This window comes from Bifidobacterium aesculapii (assembly GCF_001417815.1).
Classification (GTDB): Bacteria; Actinomycetota; Actinomycetes; order Actinomycetales; family Bifidobacteriaceae; genus Bifidobacterium; species Bifidobacterium aesculapii.
The window spans coordinates 12,625-33,401 of the sequence record NZ_BCFK01000074.1 but is presented as its reverse complement, the minus strand read 5'-3'; the positions used below and the strand labels follow the sequence as shown (position 1 = coordinate 33,401).

General features: G+C 66.6%; 13 protein-coding genes and 1 tRNA gene. 1 reads left to right on the top strand and 13 read right to left on the bottom strand.

The genetic code is table 11. The features are described from left to right. Positions 1 to 113: 113 nt before the first annotated feature. The 8 genes from BFAL_RS10095 to pulA (BFAL_RS10060) all read right to left on the bottom strand — a co-directional run bounded on the left by BFAL_RS10095 (position 114) and on the right by pulA (BFAL_RS10060) (position 12,161). Positions 114 to 186, bottom strand: a tRNA-Ala gene (locus tag BFAL_RS10095). A 126-nt stretch (positions 187 to 312) separates the two neighbouring features. Continuing rightward, positions 313 to 1,044, bottom strand: coding sequence for a DedA family protein (locus BFAL_RS10090; RefSeq protein WP_055428248.1), 732 nt, complete (start codon positions 1,042 to 1,044; stop codon positions 313 to 315). A 200-nt stretch (positions 1,045 to 1,244) separates the two neighbouring features. Continuing rightward, the gene (locus BFAL_RS10085; protein ID WP_055428247.1) at positions 1,245 to 1,916 is read right to left on the bottom strand and encodes an HAD family hydrolase; all 672 of its coding nucleotides are present in this window, start codon (positions 1,914 to 1,916) and stop codon (positions 1,245 to 1,247) included. Between the two features lie 165 nt (positions 1,917 to 2,081). Continuing rightward, on the bottom strand, positions 2,082 to 2,645 hold the full coding sequence (locus BFAL_RS10080) for a heat shock protein transcriptional repressor HspR (RefSeq protein ID WP_055428251.1): 564 nt from the start codon (positions 2,643 to 2,645) through the stop codon (positions 2,082 to 2,084). A 45-nt stretch (positions 2,646 to 2,690) separates the two neighbouring features. Continuing rightward, on the bottom strand, positions 2,691 to 3,710 hold the full coding sequence (locus BFAL_RS10075; protein ID WP_055428246.1) for a DnaJ C-terminal domain-containing protein: 1,020 nt from the start codon (positions 3,708 to 3,710) through the stop codon (positions 2,691 to 2,693). A 103-nt stretch (positions 3,711 to 3,813) separates the two neighbouring features. After that, on the bottom strand, positions 3,814 to 4,596 hold the full coding sequence (gene grpE, locus BFAL_RS10070) for a nucleotide exchange factor GrpE (protein ID WP_055428245.1): 783 nt from the start codon (positions 4,594 to 4,596) through the stop codon (positions 3,814 to 3,816). Positions 4,597 to 4,607: 11 nt separating this feature from the next. Continuing rightward, positions 4,608 to 6,488 carry a molecular chaperone DnaK gene (gene dnaK / locus BFAL_RS10065; RefSeq protein WP_055428244.1) on the bottom strand — a complete coding sequence of 627 codons (1,881 nt, stop codon included), beginning with the start codon at positions 6,486 to 6,488 and terminating at the stop codon, positions 4,608 to 4,610. A 552-nt stretch (positions 6,489 to 7,040) separates the two neighbouring features. Further along, entirely contained in the window at positions 7,041 to 12,161 is a 5,121-nt protein-coding gene (gene pulA, locus BFAL_RS10060; RefSeq protein ID WP_055428243.1) for a type I pullulanase, read from the bottom strand. A 608-nt stretch (positions 12,162 to 12,769) separates the two neighbouring features. Here pulA (BFAL_RS10060) and BFAL_RS10055 point away from each other — a divergent pair. Next, positions 12,770 to 13,795 carry a LacI family DNA-binding transcriptional regulator gene (locus BFAL_RS10055; RefSeq protein ID WP_055428242.1) on the top strand — a complete coding sequence of 342 codons (1,026 nt, stop codon included), beginning with the start codon at positions 12,770 to 12,772 and terminating at the stop codon, positions 13,793 to 13,795. A gap of 16 nt (positions 13,796 to 13,811) precedes the next feature. Here the strand turns inward: BFAL_RS10055 and BFAL_RS10050 are convergent, their stop codons facing one another. From BFAL_RS10050 to BFAL_RS10030, 5 genes are all read right to left on the bottom strand, one after another. Further along, positions 13,812 to 14,609, bottom strand: a complete 798-nt coding sequence (locus BFAL_RS10050) for a TraX family protein (protein ID WP_055428241.1) — start codon at positions 14,607 to 14,609, stop codon at positions 13,812 to 13,814. 37 nt (positions 14,610 to 14,646) lie between these two features. Beyond that, positions 14,647 to 15,483, bottom strand: coding sequence for an HAD family hydrolase (locus BFAL_RS10045; RefSeq protein ID WP_236691738.1), 837 nt, complete (start codon positions 15,481 to 15,483; stop codon positions 14,647 to 14,649). A 17-nt stretch (positions 15,484 to 15,500) separates the two neighbouring features. Continuing rightward, the gene (gene pulA / locus BFAL_RS10040) at positions 15,501 to 17,795 is read right to left on the bottom strand and encodes a type I pullulanase (RefSeq protein ID WP_082440532.1); all 2,295 of its coding nucleotides are present in this window, start codon (positions 17,793 to 17,795) and stop codon (positions 15,501 to 15,503) included. Between the two features lie 405 nt (positions 17,796 to 18,200). Beyond that, complete coding sequence (locus tag BFAL_RS10035; protein WP_055428250.1) at positions 18,201 to 19,055, bottom strand: sugar ABC transporter permease; 855 nt, start codon at positions 19,053 to 19,055, stop codon at positions 18,201 to 18,203. 59 nt (positions 19,056 to 19,114) lie between these two features. Then, a complete protein-coding gene (locus tag BFAL_RS10030) occupies positions 19,115 to 20,488 on the bottom strand; it encodes a carbohydrate ABC transporter permease (protein WP_152973649.1) in 1,374 nt (457 codons plus the stop codon). Positions 20,489 to 20,777 lie beyond the last annotated feature (289 nt).

Below are 20,777 nucleotides of genomic sequence, written 5' to 3'. Positions count from 1 at the left end.
TTCCTATAACCCGTTGTTTGTAGGCTCAGGGAGGCGAAGCCGACGTTGACCAACCAACACAGGGGTTAGATACGAAATAGAAAAACCCTCCGGGGTGGAATCCGGAGGGTTTGTGGAGCTGATGGTAATCGAAACCACGACCTCTTCGATGCGAACGAAGCGCTCTACCAACTGAGCTACAGCCCCGTGGTTTGTTGTCTTGCTTCGCAGGACAACTCGCCCCATATTAGTCGACGTTCGCGAATTCGCAACTCGACACGCCCGGAATCGGCGAGCGCGTCATCACCGACAGTGGAAGCTCACACGGAGAGCTCACGCGGCGACGTGCTGCGGCGGACGATGCGCCGCATCCGCCTCGGAGCCGGCATCGTCCGCGTCGCCGCTCTTCTTCTTACCGAACTTCGCCTTGATCAGGCCGACGATCGTCGGGATCAGCGAGACGGCGAGGATGAGCACGATGACGAGTTCGAAGTGCTCCTGCACAGCGGGGATGTTGCCGAAGAAGTAGCCGAGCAAGGTGAACAGCGACGACCAGATGAGGCCGCCGAGCACGCTGAACGGCGTGAACCGGCGCCAGCGCATGCCGGAGATGCCGGAGATGAACGGCATGAACGTGCGGATGAACGGGAAGAACCGGCCGAGGAACACGGCGAGCGGCCCCCACTTCTCGATCATCTTCTCGGTTTTCTCGATGCGTTCCGGCGTCATGGCCTTGACTTTGCCGGAGGCGATGATGCGACGGCCGAAGAAGTGGCCGATGAAGTAGTTGCACTGGTCGCCGATGATCGGCGCGCACCACACCACCGGCAGCAGGTAGTGCAGCGGCAGCGCCACCTTGCCGGTGGCCGCGTCGGGCGCGGCGAACACGCCGGCTGCGAACAGCAGCGAATCGCCCGGCAGGAACGGGAAGAAGACAACGCCGGTTTCGATGAAGACGATGAGGAAGATGAAGCCGAGCGTCGGCGCCACGCCCATCGCGATCCATCCGGCGATGGCGGCACGCGGATCCTTCAGCAGTTCGACGATAAAGTGAATGAAGCCCATGTGAGTGTGAGTCCTATAAGTCCTGTTACCTTACGGAAATACCTTACGAATCGGCCCACCGGGTTGCCGTGCGCGGTGTTGCCGCCCGCACCGCAGGCCACCGACGCATCGGATGATCGCCCGGCAGACACGTATCCGAAAACCGTCAATCACCCTACCAGCAGCCCGGTAAGAAGACGCTTGGGAATCACACTGCGCGGTTACGCCGCGAGGCGGCGGCGCACATAGCCGTCGATCACGTCCACGGTGACGCCCGCGTAGCCGTCGATCGAATCGAACTGGCCGAGGCCGGTCGTGTCGGTGCGGATCGTGCAGGTCTGCGCGATCACGGTCGCACCGGAGGCGACGCCGGCGGCGATGCCGACGGGCGTGTCCTCGAACACGACGCAATGATCCATGTCTTCGCGCGCGATGCCGAGTTTCGACGCGGCGAGCAGGTAGGGCGCCGGATCCGGCTTGTGCTTGGCGTCGTCGTCGCCGCACACGTACCCGGCGAACAGGCCGTCCGACTGCTTCATGATGTTGTCGGCCATGCGGCGCGGCGACGTGGTGACGAGCATCGAGGGGACGCCCGCGTCCTTGAGCGAGCGCAGCACGTCGAGCACGCCGTCGATCCACGGCAGGTGCGCGATTTCGGCGTTGAACACGTAGTCCTTGAGCTGCTTGTCGATCTCCTCGACGCTCAGCGTGCAACCGTGTTCGATCATCTTGCGCGCCACGTCGGGTACGGGCGTGCCGGAGCACTGCCAGCCGAGGTCTTCGCTCCAATGGCCGCCGTTGGCTTCGGCGAGTTCGAACTCGCCCGCATGCCACAGCGGCTCCGAATCGATGAGCGTGCCGTCGAGATCCCAGAACACGGCTTTGAGCTGCATATTTCCTCCGTCCGGTCGACCTGTCGGCGGCTGCCGGCGACAGGTGCGCGCCGACGGCCGTTCCGCTTCCCATCTCACCAAATCAGCGCGACAGGCACGACACGAATCGTTGCGGAATCGTTCGGAGGACCGCCGGAATCGCGCAATCCGCGAGTCCGAGCGGCCTCAGGCTCCGAAACCGTACAGCACGACGGACTTCGAGTCCGGGTCGATTCCGGTGCGGCGCGGCGCGCGCCCCGGCAATGCGCGCGTCTGCGTGCGGATCGCGCGACGCCACATGCGCGCGGAGTTCGACCGTTGCATTTCGACGATGTCGCCGTCACGGCCGGCGGTGAACACGCTCTCCTCGCCGGCCGCCTGCAGACGCCGAATCTGCCGGCGCAGCTGCCGGTTCTCCTCCTGCAGGTTCAGGATGCGCGTGACGCCGGCAAGGTTGATGCCTTCCGACTGGCTGAGCCGTTGCGCCTGCACGAGACGGTCGATGTCGCGCAGGCAGTAGCGCCGCGCGCCGCCTTCCGTGCGTTGCGGCGTGACGAGGCCGACCCGGTCGTACTGCCGGAGCGTCTGCGGGTGGATGTCGGCGATGGCGGCGGCCTGCCCGACGGTGAACACGGGCAGTTCGAGGTCGAAGCCGGCTTCGTCGGCACCGTCGAGGTCGGCGCGGCCGAGTACGAGCGCCGCCGCGCACATCGCGTACAGCTGGCGTATCTCACGTGCGATTCTCGCCATCATTCACCTCCTGAACCTGTATGAGACTGTGCCGTTTCCGGCCCCTCAGCGTTCGACGTAGTCGCCGGCGGCCTTGTCGAACTCCTTGGCGGCGTGCTTGACGACCAGTCCCGGCTTGGCGGGCACCTGGATCATCACGCGGCCGACGAGGTCGCCGGGCGTGTTGCCGGCCTGCACGCCTTTGCCGGAGACGCGCACTTCGGTGCCGCTGGACGAGCCTGCGGGCACCTTGAACGTGACGGTCTCGCCGTCGATGTCCTTCGCTTCGACCTTCGCGCCGGCGACGGCCTCGGCCACGCTCACGGGCAGGTCCACGACGAGGTCGTGGCCGCGCATCGTGAAGCGGTCGTCGGGCTTGACGTTGACCTGCAGATACAGGTCGCCGTGCTTGCCGCCATTGACGCCCGCATGCCCCTTGCCGGCCAAGCGGATCTTCTGGCCGTCCTTGACTCCGGCGGGAATGTGGGTCTTGAACTTGGAGCCGTCCACGGACAGCGACACGGTCGCTCCCTTGGCGGCCTGACGCAGGGTCAGGGTGATCTTCGAGTTGCGGTCCTTGCCGCGTTCGGGCCGCGGGGCCTCCTCGTAGCCGCCGGCATCGCCGTACGCGCCGTAGGGCGAACCGGCCCCGGCGCCCGCACCGCCGAACATCGAGAAGATGTCGTTGAGGTTCGGGTTGCCGCCGCCGGACGTGGAGAAGCGGATGCGCGAGCCGTTGCCGCCCATGCCGCCGGCGCCGGCGCCCGCGCCGAACATCGAACCGAAGATGTCGGAGAATCCGGAGGCGTCGAAGCCGCCTTGGCCGGAACCGCCGGCGAAGCGGGCCCCGCCCATGCCGAACTGGCGGATCGCATCGTACTTCTGGCGGTTGCCCTTGTTGCTCAGCACGTCGTAGGCTTCGGAGATGTCCTTGAACTTCTCCTCCGCCTCCTTCGTCTTGTTGAGGTCGGGGTGGTATTTGCGGGCCAGCTTGCGGTAGGCCTTGGTGATTTCGGCGTCGGTGGCGTCCTTGGAGACACCAAGGACTTTGTAGAAGTCTTTGTTCAGCCATTCGTTCTCAGCCATTCATGTCTCCTTTCGTGAGTCGTATGTGTCGTATGAGTCGTATGTCGTATGAGCCGTATCTCGTATGAAACAGCTCCCCTCTGTTGCGAGGGGAGCCGAATGGTCAGTTGCTCGGGGAGGCGACGACGACGCGGGCGGCGCGGATCACGCGGTCGCCGATGCGGTAGCCGGCCTCCACGACCGTGTCGACGGTCTCCTTCTCGGCGGACGCGTCCGGCTTGTGCAGGATCGCGTCGTGCCGGGTCGGGTCGAAGTCCTCGCCGGCCTCGCCGAACTTCTCGACGCCGAACTTCTCGAACGCCTTGTCGATCTTCGCGGCGACGGCCTTGAAGGAGTCGTCCATCTCGCTGTTGGCACGGATGCGGTCGATGTCGTCGAGCGCGGGCAGCAGCGCGGTGAGCACGTCGATGATGCCGTGCTGGCGGAAGCGCTCCTGCTCCTTCTTGGCGCGGTTGCGGTAGTTGATGAACTCCGCACGCTCGCGCTGCAGCGCCTCGAGGTAGTCGGCCGCCTCCTTCTTGGCCTGGCCCAGCGGGGTCAGGGTGTTGTCGGAACCGTCGCCCTTGCTCTCGGTCTTGGTCTCGCCTTCGCCTTCGGCGGGCTTGCCTTCGGCGTTGCCGGATTCGGCGGTGCCAGACTGATCTGAGGCCTTCGTATCGCCCTTGGGGTCGGAAGCGCCGGCGGCGCCGTTCGAGGCGGCTGCCGCGTCGGCGGGGGTGTCGGCCGGGGCCGACGACGCGGAGGCGTTCTTCGCGTCGTCCGACGGGCTACGCCCGTCCGTCGCGGCATAGCCGCTCCCTTCGCCTGCGGAAGCTCCACTGGAGCTTCCGCCATACGGCTCAGTCGGCAGGTCGTTCAGGTAATCGTCCTTGTTGAACTCAGCCATCGGACGGGACCTTACTTGTTGTCCTTGTCGTCGTCCACGACTTCGGCGTCCACCACGTCGTCGTCACCGCCGTTGGAGGCGGAACCCGACGCACCGGCACCGGCAGCACCGGCGGCACCGGCCGCGTCCGCCGCGCCCTGCTGGGCGTAGAGGGCCTGGCCGATCTTCTGCGCGGAGGTCATGAGCTCGCTCTGGGCTGTCTTGACCTTCTCGATGTCGTCGCCCTTGAGGGCTTCCTTGAGGGCGTTGACCTTCTCGGTGACCTCGTTGGCGACTTCGTCGGAGAGCTTGTCCTTGTTGTCGGCGACGAGCTTCTCGGTCTGGTAGGCGAAGGCCTCGGCCTGGTTGCGGGTCTCGGCGTCCTCCTTGCGCTTCTTGTCCTCGGCCTCGTGGGCTTCGGCCTCCTTGACCATGCGGTCGATCTCGTCCTTCGGCAGGCCGGAACCGCCGGTGATGGTCATCGACTGCTCCTTGCCGGTGCCCTTGTCCTTGGCGGACACGTGCACGATGCCGTTGGCGTCGATGTCGAAGGTGACCTCGATCTGCGGGACGCCACGCGGCGCCGGCGCGATGCCGGTCAGCTCGAAGGTGCCCAGCGGCTTGTTGTCGCGCGCGAACTCACGCTCACCCTGGTAGACCTGGATCAGCACGGACGGCTGGTTGTCCTCGGCGGTGGAGAACACCTCGGAACGCTTGGTCGGGATGGCGGTGTTGCGGTCGATGAGCTTGGTCATGATGCCGCCCTTGGTCTCGATGCCGAGGGAGAGCGGGGTCACGTCGATGAGCAGGACGTCCTTGCGGTCGCCCTTGATGACGCCGGACTGCACGGCGGCGCCGACGGCGACGACCTCATCCGGGTTGACGGACTGGTTCGCTTCCTTGCCGCCGGTGAGCTCCTTGACGAGCTCCTTGACGGCCGGCATACGGGTGGAGCCGCCGACGAGCACCACGTGGTCGATCTGGCCGACGGAGATGTTCGCGTCGCGCAGCACGTTGTTGAACGGGGTGCGGCAGCGGCCGAGCAGGTCGGAGGTCATCTCCTCGAAGTGGGCGCGGGTCAGCGTCTCGTCGAGGTGGACCGGGGTGCCGTCGGGCGTCATGGCGAGGTACTGCATGGAGATGGAGGTGGAGGTCGAGGAGGAGAGCTCCTTCTTGGCCTGCTCCGCGGCTTCCTTCAGACGCTGCAGGGCGATCTTGTCCTTGCTCAGGTCGATGCCGTACTTGTTCTTGACTTCCGTGACCAGCCAGTCGATGATCTTCTGGTCCCAATCGTCGCCGCCGAGGTGGTTGTCGCCGTTGGTGGCCTGCACCTGAATGGTGGAGAAGCCGTCGTCGTCCTTGCCGATCTCCAGCAGGGAGACATCGAAGGTGCCGCCGCCGAGGTCGAAGACCAGGATGCGCTCGTCTTCCTTGCCCTTCTCAAGACCGTAGGCGAGGGCCGCCGCGGTCGGCTCGTTGATGATGCGCAGGACGTTCAGGCCGGCGATCTTGCCGGCGTCCTTGGTGGCCTGACGCTGGGCGTCGTTGAAGTACGCCGGGCAGGTGATGACGGCGTCGGTGACGGGCTCGCCGAGGTAGGCTTCGGCGTCCCTCTTGAGCTTCATGAGGATCTGCGCGGAGATCTCCTGCGGGGTCCACTTCTTGCCGTCGATCTCGACGGTCCAGTCGGTGCCCATGTGGCGCTTGACGGAGGAGATGGTGCGCTCCACGTTGGTGACGGCCTGACGCTTCGCGACCTCGCCGACGAGGATTTCGCCGGACTTGCTGAACGCGACCACGGACGGCGTGGTGCGCGCGCCTTCGGCGTTGACGATGACGGTGGGTTCGCCGCCCTCGAGGGTGGCGATGCAGGAATTCGTGGTTCCCAGATCGATGCCAACTGCACGTGCCATAATGTGTGCTCCTTTTCGTGTGTTCGCGTGCTCGCCGCGGTTCCTGCCGTCATCCGACGATGCCGGCCGGCGGCCCGCGGTGGGCGCGCCATGTTCGTACGTTCCTCGCCCGAGTTTCGGATGACCGTTCCTCGGACCTTCCAAAACTTGAGCCTACACCACTCAACTTCTTGACCGCAAGTTCTATTCCCGATTCCCACACACAATCTTGAGCGCGTGTCGCGCAGGTTTTGCACGGCGATGACGCCGAACGCCACGGCGATCATCCCCGAACGCCATGTGGGCCCGGTCCCGTGACGGCTCACGGAATCGGACCCACATCAAATCGGCCGGATCAAAGAGGACGGGCAAAGCGGCCAGATCAAGGAGGACGGGCCAACGTGGCCGGGCCAAGTCGACCGGACACGAATCGGATGTCCGGACACGTGCCGGACACACGCCGGACACACGCCGGACGACGCGCCGGACGCGCATCGGACCTTCAAGGCCATCACGCGTCCGGCCGTCACCGGCGAATCGACTGGACCACGTCGGCCGCCCTCAGTCACGCCCTCACGCCTTGCGGCGTCTGAGCGCAAGGCCCACGGCGGCGAGCGCCACGGCCAGGACCGCCACCCCGGCGACGACGGCCACGGATGCGCCGGTCTTGGACAGACCGTCAGCCTTGCCGTCCGCGCCGGGCTTGCCGTTGGACGGCTTCTTGCCGGAATCGTCCTTATCGGCGTCCCCGGTATCGCCGGAACCGTTCTCCGATCCGGACCCGTCGCCATCGCCCTTGTCGCCATCGCCGGAACCGCCGTCCGAACCGCCGTCGGAGACGCCGGCCTTGAGCACGGTGGCGGACAGCGCGCCGGCCTCGAGGCCGTCCTCGCCCACGGTGAGCGTGGTCGCGGCACCCGCCGAAGCGCCCGCGGCACCCGCAGCGGCACCCGCGCCCAGAACCTTGCCGTCGGCCGCGAGCACGGTGTACTCGCCCGCGTCCACGCCGGTCACGCGCGCGGCGGAACCGTTGGCGTTGAGCGCCACCACGTACGTGTCCTTGCCGCTGGTGAGGCGGTAGGCCACCACGCCGTCCGATTGGGCGATGACCGTCATGTTCGCCGCGATGTCCGCGTAGTCGCTCAGGTGGAGCGCGCCGATGGCCTTGCGCAGCGTGATGAGCCCGCGCACGTAGTCCACGGAATCGGCCTGTTCGACCACACGGTTCCAGTCGACGGCGTTGACCGCGTCGCCGGCGTTGTAGCTGTTGCCGTCACCGCCCTTGGTGCGCAGGAACTCCTGGCCGAACTGCATGTCGGTCACGCCCTGCGAGAGGAGGATGATGGCGTCGGCGAGCTTGGCGCGGGCGAGGCGCGTCTCCTCGGAATCGTTCGGCGCGCTCTTGACGAGCTTGTCGTACAGGGTGAGGTTGTCGTGGATCTCCACGTACTGCACCACCTGTCCGGCGTCCGCGTAGTCGGCGTTGCCGCATCGCGCGGCGTCGCCGATCCCGGACCTGCCGTTCGGGCAGGCGAGCATGTTGGAGGCGATGAGCCCCTCCTGGCCGGCCTTGCCGGTGATGAAGCCGGTGTCGGCGTCGGAGAACACGCTGCCCTTGATGGCGTCTCGGATGGAATCGTTGAAGAACGCCACGCCCTTGACGTTCGCGGCGTGCGCCTGGGTGGTCTCCTGGTCGCCGAGCGCGTCGGTCATGTCCCAGCCTTCGCCGATGACGAGGATGCCGGGGTCGATCTCGTCGAGCGCGGCGCGCACCTGCTTCATGGTGGTCTGGTCGAGCAGTCCCATGAGGTCGAAGCGGAAGCCGTCCACGTTGTACTGCGTGGCCCAGTACTTGACGGAGTCCACGATGTACTTGCGGGCCATGGCGCGTTCGGAGGCCACGTCGTTGCCGCAGCCGGAGTTGCTCAGCAGGTTGCCGTTGGCGTCGTAGCGGAAGTAGTAGCCGGGCACGGTCTGGTTGAACGCGTGCGTGGAGGCGTTGTACACGTGGTTGTACACCACGTCCATCACCACGTACAGGCCGTTGGAGTGCAGGCCTTCGACCATCTGCTTCATCTCCTTGACGCGGGCCGAAGGGTCGGTCGGGTCGGAGGAGTAGGAGCCTTCGGGCACGTTGTAGTTGACCGGGTCGTAGCCCCAGTTCTGCGAGCCGGGCGCATTGTAGGACAGGTCGCCGGTCTCGTCCACGGAGCCGAAGTCGTACACGGGCATGATCTGCACGTGCGTCACGCCGAGGCTCTTGAGGTAGTCCACGCCGGAGGGCGTGGCGTCCTTGCCGGTCTCGCCGTTGACGGTGGCGCCTTCCTCCACGAAGCCGAGGTACTTGCCGCGGTTCTTCTCGCTCACGCCGGAGGTGGGCGAGATGGTCATGTCGCGCACGTTCGCCTCGGTGATGACGGCGTCAGTGGGGCTCGAGAACGAGGCCATGCGCTTGCCGGCGCTGCCGCGCTGCGCGTCCGAGAGCACCACGGAGCGCGCGCCGTTGGCCACGGCGGCGGTGGCGTAGGGGTCGGCGGAGACGTTGACGGTGCCGTCGGCGAAGGAGAGCTCGTAGTCGTACGCGTAGCCGGACAGGTCGCCGTCCACGGCGAACGTCCACACGCCCTTGTCTCCGGAGGCCGCCAGCGACTGGCGCACGCTCACCACGCCGGACGAGGGGTCGGTGGACTTGTAGGCGCGCAGGGTCACCGAGGTGGCGGTGGGCGCCCACAGTTTGAACGTGGTCTTCTCCTTGGTCCAGGTGGCGCCGAGGTCGTCGCCGTCGTACGCGTACTTCTTGTCGAAGGCGTCGGTGCGCACGAGCGCGCCCACGCTCACGCGTTTCGTGCCGTAGCCGTCGATGGCGAGCGTGTACGTCTTGGTGACGTCGAGTTCGCCGTCCACGGTGATGGTCACGGTGGCGCCGTCCGCCTTGACGCTCTTGACCTTCGCGCCTTCGAGCGTGACCGCGCCGGGCAGCGTGGAGGCGTCGATGGTCTTGTTGAGCTTCGCGGTGATGGTGGTGAAATCGGTCATCTCGGCCGAGGTGATCGCGCCCTTGGCGCTGAACAGCGTGCCGTTCGTGTAGACGGTCGCGTCGCCCTGGACGAGCCAGATCTCGGCGCGGGCGGTGCCGTCCGCGTTCATGGTGATGGCCGATTGCGGGATGGTGCGGTCGTTGCCGTCCGGATCCTTGGCCTCCCACGCGTCGCCGCCGTAGCGCACGATGAACTGCGGTTTGGTCAGGCCGCTGCCGGTGAGCGTGTAGGTGGCGGTCAGGCCGTAGTCGTCGTGCGTGGTGAACGGGTGGGCGGCGCCGTTGACGCCGTCGGCCCATCCCCAGATATCCCACGCCTTGAGGCCGTCCTCGCTGGCGTAGTCGTCGTTGGTGCGGTGGTAGTGGATGGTCACGTCGATGCGGTCGGCCTGCTTGGCGTGGCCTTCGGGCGCGGCGGTGAGGGTGGTGTCCGGCTGGGAGCCGTCCACCCAGATTTCGGCGGTGCCGTTGGAGCCGTCGATCATGCGGTCGCCGCCCACCTTGTTCCAGCCTTCGGTGGTGACGATCACGCCGATCTTGCCGGCGTCGTATGCGCCGTCCACGGTGAGGTCGAAGACCTTGCCGTAGGCGTCGTTGCCGGTGAACGTGTGCCATTGGCCGTCGAGCGTGGCGCCGTCCTTGTCCGTGCCCCACAGGTAGACGCCGCGGGAGTCCGCATCCGCGTCGTCCACGGCCGGCTTGTAGTGGACGATCACGCGCGTCTTGGGCTGGTAGTCGCCTTGTAGCGCTTCGGGGATTCCGGACTTGGCTTCATGGTCCGCCACTGCGGTCCAATGGCCTTTGGCGGTGTAGTTGCCGCCGCCAGCGGGGTTGTCCCAGTTCGAGCCGCCGTCGGTGAACACGTATTCGAACGCTTCGCCGGCCGGGTCCACGGTGAGCTTGACCCATCCGTCGCCGGCGTCCTGCATGAGCTCGTGGCCCTGCGTGGCCCAGTTCTCGCCGATGCCGTAATGCAGGTAGGCCTGCGTCCAGCCTTCGGGAAGACGGTAGTAGATGGTGCGGCTGGTGTCGGTCGCGGCCTGCTTGCTGGCGTCGTTGACGCCGAGGTCGGGGTCGGTGGGGTCGGTGGCGTTCGTGCCGGTCCACTCGCCCTTGGTCGCGCCTGCGTACAGGGCGATGGCGTTGTGCTTGCCGAGCGTGGCGGTGAAGGTGCCGTCGGCGCCCACGGTGACGGTCTGCGAGCAGTCGCCGGTGGCGTACACGTTGCAGTATTCGCCGGCGGGCAGCGAGGTGGAGAACGTGAGCTCGGCGTCCTTGTCGCTGTTGTTGAGCGCCAGATAGCCCTTGGCTCCGCGGCCGAAGCCCACGATGTTGCTGCCGTACGTCTTCCAATCGGTGACCTTGGTGCCGGAGACGGCGTTATGGAATCCGATCATGCCGCGGATGGCGGTCCAGCGCTGGGCGCACTGCCAGGTGCCGGCGGTCATGGAGCCGTCGGTGGGGCAGGTCACGTCCGGCACGGAGGTGTCGGTGGCGCCGGGCGCGCCGTCGTCGTTGTTCTCGAAGTAGTAGCCGGAGTAGATGTGCGGCTGGCCGTAGTCGTAGGCGAGCATGAACGCGTTGGCGAGCAGGTATTTGGAGCCCTTCTTGTAGGTGAGGGCGGAGCCGCGTTCGGTGTCCCAGTTGGTGACCCACACGGCGGCCTTGTCCGAATCCACCCAGCCGCTGCCGCCCACGGCCTTGAGGCCGGTGGATTCGTCGGCGATGTCGCCGTTGAACGCCACGGACAGGTGGTTGGTGAAGTTGAATTCGGAGACCTTGCCGTTGGCCACGTAGTTGCCCGGCTGGATGGCGGCGGCCTCGCTCGCGTTGCCGATGACCTCCTGCTCGAAGAAGATGCCGTCCGCGTCACGGCCGGTCTTCTCGGCGAGCTTGGCCTTGATGGCGGCCACGTCCTCGGTGGCGATGTGCTTGACCGCGTCCACGCGGAAGCCGTAGACGCCCATGTCCAGCAGGTCGGCCATGTATTGGGCGAGCTTGTCCTGCACGTACTCCTGACTGGTGTCCAGGTCCTGCAGGCTGGTCAGGCGGCAGTTCTGCACTTCGTCGGCGTTGGTGTAGTCGCCGATGTTCTTGGTGCAGCTGTGGAAGTTCTCCTTGGTGTAGGGCACGGCGGGGAAGTCGCCGTCGCCGTCGTAGGCGCTGCCGGCCACGCCGGTGCCGGCGCCCTGGTCGGCGCCGGTGGTGTGGTTGATGACCGCGTCGGCGATGATCCGCACGCCCGCGGCGTTGCACACCTTGATCATGTTGCGGAATTCGGCTTCGGTGCCGAGCTTGGAATCGAGCTTGTAGCTCACCGGCTGGTAGGACGTCCACCATGGCGTGCCCTTGATGGTTTCGTTGGGCGGCGAGACCTGCACGTAGCCCACGCCTTCCGGCCCGTAGGTCTGCGTGCATTCCGCGGCAACGGAGTTCCAGTTGTTCTGGAACGCGATGGCGATGACGTCGCTGCCTGACGCCTGCTGCGTCGCGGTCGATTTCGCGGCGGTCCGGGCGGTCTTCTGACCGGTTGCGCCCGCGGCCGTCCCTTGGGCCAACGCGGCCGGCGTGGCGGCGAACGCGGCGGCGAGCATTGCCACGGCGGCGCCGGCGGCGGTCAGCCGTCGGGCGAGCCGTCGGGCCGGCTTCGCGCCCATATGGTTCCTTTCCCTCATCTGCGAGGTTCCTTCCTGTTGTGTGGTGATTCCTGTTGTGGTGATTGGTGTTCGGTGGTGTTCGTTGACGCATGCCCGTTCCGCCGGGGTGCGGTGCGATTGTGTCTCCCTCCCCATCGAGGTGCATACGTTAGCAATACCTTGCATCAATCAATATAACACATAAATAAATACAATCCACGATGTTTCGCGAACGTTTGCATAGTATGATGGTGCATCGGCATACATACGGACGACGCCGGAACGTCGCACAGACGCCGACGACCTGCCGACGGCACGGACCCTGCGCCGCCGCGGGGCCTGCGGGCGATGCAGGGCCTGCGGCGGCGCAGGCCCTGCCGCCGGCACGGGCGCCGAGGCCGCCAGCCCCCGGATCACGGCGACCGCCCCCAAGCACCACCGGCACCGCCCGCATGCGATGCGACGCACGCGCCCCCAACGAATGAGGCCGTGCGGGATGCGCCGCGCGCGGAACACGAATAGGCTGTACATCAGACACCGTCGCATGCGCGCAGCGAGAACGATGCAACGCCGCACACGCGACGCCAGCATGCCGCACACGAACACGCGACGCCACACAAGGAGGAGCCATGCCCAAATCGGACATCTACGAAGTGGCCAGGGAGGCCGGCGTCTCCATCTCCACGGTCTCACGCGCGTTCACGCGGCCCGAACTCGTCTCGGCGAAGACCCGCGCCAAGGTGCTGGACGTGGCCGACCGGCTCGACTTCAACATCTCTCGCTCGGCCACCGCGCTCAAATCCGGACGCACCAACCGCGTGGCCATGCTCATGAACGAGGAGATCACCAGCTGGTTCAACACGCAGACCTTCGCGTGCATCGAATCGGTGATGCACCCCGCCGGCTACGACATCTCCCTCTTCCAGCACATCGACACCGAAGCCAACCGGCACGAGTTCTTCAGCAATCTGCCCATCCGGCGCAACGTGGACGCGGTGTTCGTGGCGTCGTTCGCCATCGACCCGCACGAGGTGGAGCAGCTCAAGCGCATCCACGTGCCGATCATCGGCATCAACACGCCCTCAAGCGAAGGCTTCGACGCCACCATCAGCATCGACGACGAACAGGGCATGTTCACCGCCGCCCAGCATCTCATCAATCTGGGGCACCAACGCATCGTCTATCCATGCTCGGAGGCGGCGATGCTCGATTCCTCCATCGACGCGCGCGCCCGCGGCTTCATCCGAGCCTGCGAGAACGCCCAGCAGGGGAAACGGCCCGACCTCGACTGGCAGGTGCTGTCCGTGCCGCGCGGGCCGGAATTCGCCGATTCGGCGCTCTCCGCACTGCTCGCGCTGCCCGAATTCCCGGACGCCATCTGCTGCCAGATGGACATGATGGCCATCCCGCTCGTGCTCAAGCTGGGCCGGTACGGGCATCGCGCCCCGCGCGACTACTCGATCATCGGCTTCGACGACAGCCCCTACGCGGACACCATCAACCTCACCACCATGCGGCAGGACCCGTACGCCATGGGCCGCGCGGCGGCGGTCAAGGCGTTGAAGCTCATCGAGGGGAAGCCGCTGGAAACCCCGCACGAGGTGGTCGAGGCGCAGCTCGTGCTGCGCGGCACCGACGCGCCCAGGGATGAGTAGGTGTGGGGCTGTCACCTCACACCAGGCATCCTGCCAGCAACATGGCCGGGTAGAGCGCGTAGAACACCCATTGCGCCCACGGGCGCCCATAGCCGAGCCGTTCGTTGCGGTAGTGCAGGAACGCCACGCCCACGCCGGGGGTGATGCACATCACCGCGCCCAGCAGGCCGGCCGTGAACATCATCGTGTTCTCGTGGGGTGCCAGGAACGTGAACACCAGCACGAACGCCAAGGTGAGCACGCCCGTGTACATGATCTGCTGGCTCACGCCCACGCGCAGCAGCAGGTTCCACAGCACGCCGGCCGCCACCACCGCGAGGATGCCCAGCACCCGCGCCACGCCCGAGGCATGGTCGCGGATCCATTCCACGGCGAGCAGCACCACCAGCGCGAACACCAGCCCCCACACGGGATTGTGCGTGGAGGGATCGAACCAATGGCCGGTCATGAGACGCGCGTACGGCGGCTCGCACACCGCCAGCGCCGCCAGACGCAGGGCGTACCGGGCCACGCTGCGCGTGTGCCTGCGGCCGTTGACCAGCAACCACGCGTAAATCGGCACCGCGCACCAGGACGCCACCTCGCACACCACGGCCGCGGTCAATCCGGTCATGTTGTCCGCCGTGGGCGCACCGAACAGCAGCGGCACGAGCGTGGTGGACGCGACGGACAACGCCATGAACAGCGCGCCGATCACCTTGAGCCGGAACACGGACAGCCCCTTGCGTCGGGCGCCGGGCCCGCCATCCGTCCCTTCGCCCGCCTCTTCGCCCGCCGCCTGCCGGCGCCGCCGTTCCATCTCGATCTCGTTCATCCTCGTCTCCGTTTCCGTTGCCGGCGAGCCTAAGCCGTCATACGCCCAGATAATCCAGCAGTCCAGCATAATCGGGCGCATCCGGCGACCCGTCCAGCGAGCGCACGGCGTGCGTGCTGGTCCGCGGCGCGCCGGGCGGCGATATCGCGGTGCGCATGTAGATGCCGTCGATGCCGGCGGCACGCGCCCCGATGATGTCCGACCGCTCGTCATTGCCCACCATGACCATGCGCGAGGCTTCGGCGCCGGCCCGCGCCATCGCGATGCGGTAGAGGGCGGGCGACGGCTTGCGCACGCCCTCCTCGCTGGAGATGACGATATGGTCGAACAGCGGCGTCAGCCCCAGCAGGTCGAGCTCCGGGCACGTGTAGGCCGATTGCGCGTTGCTCACCAGCACGACGCGCGCACCCGCCCGCCGCAGCACGGACAGTGTGTCCGCCGCGCCCGGGTAGAGACGCAGCAGGCTCGTGCTCGCACGCCGGAATGCCCATGCCAGATGCCGCGCCTCCCGGCCGAGCGCCGAATCGGGTGCGGCACCGGACGCGTCCCCGGTTGCGGCATAGACAGTGGCATCGGATGCCGCAGAGGCGCCGGCGGCGAGCGCGGCATAGACGGGCAGCAGATCGGGGTCGGCGCATTCGCCGTACGTCGCTACAGCCCGGGCGCGCAACGGCGCCGCCAGCGTGGTGAACCGCTCCCGCAATGCGGCGGCATGGGGGAAGGTCACGTCGCAATCGCGTGCCAACGCCTCTCGAAGCGCGTCCCAGGCGGCATCGGACGTCTCGTCGGTGCGGATGTCCACGAGCGTGCCGTACAGGTCGAAGCACACCGTACCGTAGCGCAGGCCGTCAGGGCCGCCGGGGCCGTCGGCCACGCCGCTCCCCCACCCGATCACGCGCGCCTCCACACGGTCAGGCTGAACGGCGGCAGGTGCAGCTCACGGTCCTGCGCCTCGGGCAGCGGCAGCGATTGCGACATCGGCAGCGATTGCGGCGCATCGACATCCGCACCGGCATCGGACACGCCGGCATCGGACGTGCCGTCATCGGAAGAGCCATCGAAACCGGAACCCTCGCCAGCCGCAACCCAATCGGCGTCGAACAGCGGGCCGGGGGCGAACCCGTCGGCGGCGCAGTAGACGCACCGCCAATCATCCGGGGCGATGCGCGTGACCTCGTCATACGGGGCCGGCTTCTCCAGGTCGACCGTGGATTGCAGGCGCGTCTCGGCGCACGGGTTGATCGCCACGCAATCGTCGCCCACGCGGAACACCACCACCTCGTCGCCGCGCGGTACCACCATGCGCGCGCCGCCGAAGTAGGCCGGGTTCGCGTGGCGCAGGCCGATGAGCGTCGCATAATGCGCCACGAGCGGAGCCAGGCGCCGGGCGCGGCGCCAATCGAGCCGGTTGAGCGGGGCGGGGCTGCAATACGAATCGGACACGCCGTGCTTGGTGCGCGCGAACTCCTCGCCGGACAGCAGGAACGGCACGCCCGCGGCCGTGAACACGATGCCGGCGGCCAGACGGTTCGCGCGCATCAGGTCCGCGCATCCCTCGCCGGCGGCCGCGTAATCGGCCTCCACGGGGAAACGACGCATGGCGGCGCACAGTTTGTCCCACAGGGTGAGGTCGTCATGGGCGGAGACGTATTGGGTGACCTGGCCCACGGACGCGGCCTCGTGCGGGGTGCCGCGCCACGCGTCCGCCGCGCGGCGGATGTCCTCGGCGAAATCGGCCGCCGCGCCGGTGAGATAACCCGGCTCCTTCTGGAAGAACACGTGGCCGCGGACCGCGTCGCGCGTGGCGTCGCAGAACGCGCCGATGCGCGGGCTCAGATACGGCATGCCGCGCTTGTCCGCGAGCACCACGCCGGCGCCCGGCTCAAGCGCGGTCTGGCGGGCGGACCACGGCTCGCCGTGCATGAGGATGGACGCGCCGCCGGGCAGCTGGTCAAGCGCGGTGCGGATGGCGTTCATCGTGTCCACGTCGAGCAGGCCCATGAGGTCGAACCGGAAGCCGTCCACATGGTATTCGCGCGCCCAGTAGACCACGGAGTCCACGATGTACCGGCGCATCATCGGATGCTCGGACGCCACGTCGTTCGTGCAGGCCGAGCCGTCCGCGAAGGAACCGTCCGCGCGGCGACGCAGGCAGTAGCCGGGGATCATGCGCTCGAACCAGTTGTCCGTGGAGAACATGTGGTTGTAGACCACGTCCATGATCACCTTGATGCCGGCGGCGTGCAGCGCCTGGATCATGCGCTTGCACTCTCTGATGCGCACCTCGCCGTGGAACGGGTCGGTGGAGTACGAGCCTTCGGGCACGTTGTAGTTGAGCGGGTCGTAGCCCCAGTTGAAGGGGCGGTCGGGGTTTTCACGTGAAACACGTTCGTCCACGGAGCCGTAATCGTAGAACGGCATGAGCTGCACTGCCGTGACGCCCAGGCGCTTGAGATACGCCACGCACGTGGGGAATCCGCCCGCGCCCGTGCCGTTGCCGTCCACGCCGTCCACACCGTCGCCGTCCACACACGTGTCGTCGTATGTGAACGCGAGGTACGTGCCGCGATGAGCCGCCGGCACTCCGCTGTGCGGATCGTTGCTGAAATCGCCGATGTGCGTCTCCCAGATGACAAGGTCATGGCTGGCGACATGCGGGCGCACGTCCTCCTCCCAACCGTCCGGGTCCGTGCGGCGCATGTCCACCACCATGCTGCGGCGGCCGTTCACGCCCGCCGCACGCGCCCACGGGTCGGCCGTACGGTTCGTGCGGCCGTCCGGAAAGCGCACGAGGTAGTCGTAGTACGCGCCGTGGCCCACGCCGTCCACGCGCACCACCCACGTGCCGTCCACTCCCGGCGTGAGCGCGTGTTCGGCGAACGGTTCGCCGGACTGCGGTTTCGCGTGTTGTGATTCCGGCTTTCCGGAGCCGGTCGTGCCGCAATAGGCCGCGAGCTGCGGTTCATCGTCCGAACCCGCGCCGAACAGGCGCAGCGTCACGCCCTCGGCGGACGGCGCCCACACGCGGAACGTGGTGCCTTCGGCGTCAGGCACGGCGCCGAGGTCGCCGCGCGAATAGACCGGGTAATCGGGGCACGGCATGCCCGGCTCGGCCGGTGTGCCCCGGACCGACGAGGCCCACGCCGGGGCATTGGGCGACGCACACGACGATGCTGGCTTCACCATTGAAGTCTCCTTTTTCTAACGGTTCCAACGGCCTGGTTGCTGGCGGCCGGCAGCAACGGCCCGGCATCCAACGACGGCACAACAGCACTCACGACAGCGGCGCCCGCCGAACAGCACGGTGGACGCCGCATAATATTCTCGATTGGATTGCAGCCGGGACGGCGATGGCAGCCGGCCCAGCAGGAACCGACTCGCGCTACGCGCGAGACCCAATCCTGCCTTCGCTCGGCTGCCGCCTCGCCCAGGCTGAGCCTACGGACAGCCCACCGGGCTGTCCGTAACGGCTCGCCTCCGGCCCCTGCAAGAACGGACTCGCGCTCCCGCGCGAGACCCAATCCTGCCTTCGCTCGGCTGCCGCCTCGCCCAGGCTGAGCCTACGGACAGCCCACCGGGCTGTCCGTAGGCTCAGCCCTTGACCGAACCGCTCATCGACTCCTGGTAGAAGCGCTGCATCACGATGAACAGGATGGCGATCGGAATGGAGATCACCACGGCGGCCGCGGCGAAGCGGGCGTACCAGTTCTGGATGTACTCCTTCTGCAGCATGAGCCACAAGCCCAAGGCCACGGTGTAGTTGGACTGCGTGCGGCAGATCACCTTCGCCATGACGAAGTCGAGCCACGGGGTCAGGAAGCCGATGATGGCCTGGTAGACGATCATGGGCTTGCAGATGGGGATGATGATCTTCGTGAACACCTGCAGACGGGTGCAGCCGTCGAGCAGCGCCGCCTCGTCGAGCGAGGTGGGAATCGTGTCCATGTAGCCCTTCATCACGTAGAAGCCCGCACCGGTGCCGGCCGAGTAGACGAGGATCAGCGCGATGATCGTCACGCCCTCGCCGGTCAGGCCCACGGCCTTGAGGATGAAGTAGATGGCGCTCACGGCCATGATGCCCGGGAACATGCCCAGGATGAGCACCACGTTCATGAACGTGCGGCGCGTGCGGAAGCGCAACCGGCTCATGCAGTACGCCACGGACAGCACGAACACGATCGAGATGAGGCACACGAAGCACGCCACGATGAACGTGTTCATGAACATCTTCGGGAAGTTGAGGACCGACTTGTCCGTGAACAGCGCCACGTAGTTGTCCAGCGAGAATTCGGTGGGGAAGAACGTCTTCGTATACGGCGCCGTGTTCTTGTTGAAGCTCTCCGCGAACACCCACACGATCGGGATGAGCCAGATGACCGCCATGACGGCGAGGAACAGGTGCGCCAAGACGTCGCCCAGGATGCGGCGCTTGCGGGAATCATGCATGAGGCTGTGGGATTCGGCCTTCTGCACGCCGCCGATCGCGGCGGATTCAGTGTGCTTGCTCACCGGAATGCCTCCTCGTTCTTGTAGGAACCGGAATTGCGGTAGGTCACCAGCGAGACCACCGCGAGGACGATGAACGTCATGATGCCGATCACCGCGCCGAGGTTGTAGTCGCCCTTATCCACCGTGAGCTTGTACAGCCAGGTGATGAGCAGGTCGGTCTTGCCTGCGGAGGCTCCGATCGGCGTCGGGTCGCCGCCGGACAGCAGGTAGATGACGTTGAAGTTGTTCACGTTGCCGGTGAACGTGGTGATGAGGTACGGGGTGAGCACGAAGATGATGTACGGCATCGTGATCTTCGTGAAGATCTGCCACCAGTTGGCGCCGTCGATCTTGGCCGCCTCATACAGGTCTGCGGGGATGTTCTGCAGGATGCCGGTGACCTGCATGATGGTGTACGGGATGCCGACCCACAGGTTGATGACGATGACCGTGACGCGCGCCCACGTGGCGTTCGTGAAGAACGGCAGCGCGGTGTCGATCCAACCCCATTCCATGAGCAGACGGTTCACGGCGCCGGTGGGCTGGAGCATGGTGCGCATCACCAGCAGCGACACGAACTGCGGCACGGCGATGGACATGGAGAAGCAGGCGCGCCAGAAGCCCTTGAACCGCGTGGTCTTGCGGTTGATGACCATCGCGAAGAACATGCCGAGGAAGAAGTTGAGGAACGTGGCGAAGAACGCCCACACCAGCGTCCAGACGAGCACGGAGACGAACAGCCCCGCGTTGACGGTGCCGCCGCTGTTGGAGAACACCTTGCCGAAGTTCTCGAAGCCCACCCAGTCGAACAGCACGAGATGGTTGTGGTCGTAGCTGGTGAACGCCATCGAGATCATGAAGATGAGCGGCAGCACGGTGAACACGAGGATGCCGAGCGTGGGCAGGAACATGAGCAGGTTCTGCGCCTTGCGGTCGGTGAGCGCCATGACGTCCTCGCGGATGCCGGGCGCGCGGCCCTGCTCCTTGGCGAGGCGTTCGGCCTGGTAGGCGCTGCGCAGCGAGAGCGTCCACAGGTAGACGAACGCCGCGATCGCCACCACGGTGCACACGCCGTACAGGAGGATGACCACGGAGTTGTCGCCCTTGGTGTACACCCAGAAGCCGTCCACGAGCACCTTGCCCTGCTTCTGGCTGCCCAGTCCGGGCAGCTTCGACAGGTAGTCGACGCCGCTGACGGCCATGAACGCGATGAACGCGATTTCCAGCGCGAGGAAGATCGCGCCCTTGACGAACTGCTTGCGTGCGAAGTTGCCGAGCCCGAAGACGACGGCGGACAGTTTCGTGAACACGTCGCCCTGGGTCAGCGCGTTGCGGACCGAATACGGCGACGGCGCCACGTAGTCCGCGCCCATCTTGCGACGGCGCTTCATCTCACGCGGGGAAAGGGTTGCCGATGTCATTGCACCCTACCGCCTCTCACAATGAATGGTTGGGAAAGAATGAATGGTTGGGAAAGAGAATGGGATTGGTCGGAGCCGGCGGCTCATGGCCCGGGCTCCCCGCCCGGGAATCCACGCCCGGCGGTTCCATGATGCGCTGCCCCACGGCAGGGCCCGGGCACCGTTGCGTCACCGCATGCCGCCCGGGCCCTGTCGTGAAGGAGGAGAAGGAAGTGAAGGAGTGAAGTGGTGTCCGGCGGCGGGGAGGAACTCCGCCGCC

Excerpts from the sequence above, each read along its gene's own strand:
- BFAL_RS10090 (WP_055428248.1), bottom strand. The coding sequence starts at position 1,044 with ATGGGCTTCATTCACTTTATCGTCGAACTGCTGAAGGATCCGCGTGCC.
- BFAL_RS10085 (WP_055428247.1), bottom strand. The coding sequence starts at position 1,916 with ATGCAGCTCAAAGCCGTGTTCTGGGATCTCGACGGCACGCTCATCGAT.
- BFAL_RS10080 (WP_055428251.1), bottom strand. The coding sequence starts at position 2,645 with ATGGCGAGAATCGCACGTGAGATACGCCAGCTGTACGCGATGTGCGCG.
- BFAL_RS10075 (WP_055428246.1), bottom strand. The coding sequence starts at position 3,710 with ATGGCTGAGAACGAATGGCTGAACAAAGACTTCTACAAAGTCCTTGGT.
- grpE (WP_055428245.1), bottom strand. The coding sequence starts at position 4,596 with ATGGCTGAGTTCAACAAGGACGATTACCTGAACGACCTGCCGACTGAG.
- dnaK (WP_055428244.1), bottom strand. The coding sequence starts at position 6,488 with ATGGCACGTGCAGTTGGCATCGATCTGGGAACCACGAATTCCTGCATC.
- pulA (WP_055428243.1), bottom strand. The coding sequence starts at position 12,161 with ATGGGCGCGAAGCCGGCCCGACGGCTCGCCCGACGGCTGACCGCCGCC.
- BFAL_RS10055 (WP_055428242.1), top strand. The coding sequence starts at position 12,770 with ATGCCCAAATCGGACATCTACGAAGTGGCCAGGGAGGCCGGCGTCTCC.
- BFAL_RS10050 (WP_055428241.1), bottom strand. The coding sequence starts at position 14,609 with ATGAACGAGATCGAGATGGAACGGCGGCGCCGGCAGGCGGCGGGCGAA.
- pulA (WP_082440532.1), bottom strand. The coding sequence starts at position 17,795 with ATGGTGAAGCCAGCATCGTCGTGTGCGTCGCCCAATGCCCCGGCGTGG.
- BFAL_RS10035 (WP_055428250.1), bottom strand. The coding sequence starts at position 19,055 with ATGCATGATTCCCGCAAGCGCCGCATCCTGGGCGACGTCTTGGCGCAC.
- BFAL_RS10030 (WP_152973649.1), bottom strand. The coding sequence starts at position 20,488 with ATGAAGCGCCGTCGCAAGATGGGCGCGGACTACGTGGCGCCGTCGCCG.